General features: G+C 56.8%; 1 protein-coding gene. It reads right to left on the reverse strand.

The genetic code is table 11. From position 1 onward, the window contains the following. The coding region (locus tag OO306_RS28525) for a hypothetical protein (protein ID WP_369124850.1) at positions 1 to 383 on the reverse strand (383 nt) is incomplete at its 3' end. Between the last annotated feature and the right edge of the window lie 4 nt (positions 384 to 387).

The following is a 387-nucleotide window of genomic DNA, read 5'->3' on the forward strand; positions in this document are numbered from 1 at the left end:
TGGTGATGGTGGTGTGAGGAGACGGTGACCTGGGTTCCCTGGCCCCAGTAGTCATAGGAGTTAGCGGCCCCAGGGTAAGTATACTGTGTACTTGCTGCACAGAAATAAACGGCCGTGTCCTCAGGTTTCAGGTTGTTCATTTGCAGATACACCATGTTCTTGGAGTTGTCTCTGGAGACCGTGAAACGACCCTTCACGGAGTCTGCATAGGATGTGGTACTACCGCTGTAACCAATACCTGCTACAAGTTCACGCTGCTCTCCGGGAACCTGGCGGAACCAGCCCATTGTACGGGAGCGTCCAGAGGCTGTGCAGGAGAGTCTCAGAGACCCCCCGGCCTGCACCAATCCTCCCCCAGACTCCTGCAGCTGCACCTGGGCCATGGCC

The organism is Pseudomonas sp. DCB_AW (assembly GCF_026240895.1).
GTDB lineage: Bacteria > Pseudomonadota > Gammaproteobacteria > Pseudomonadales > Pseudomonadaceae > Aquipseudomonas > Aquipseudomonas kermanshahensis.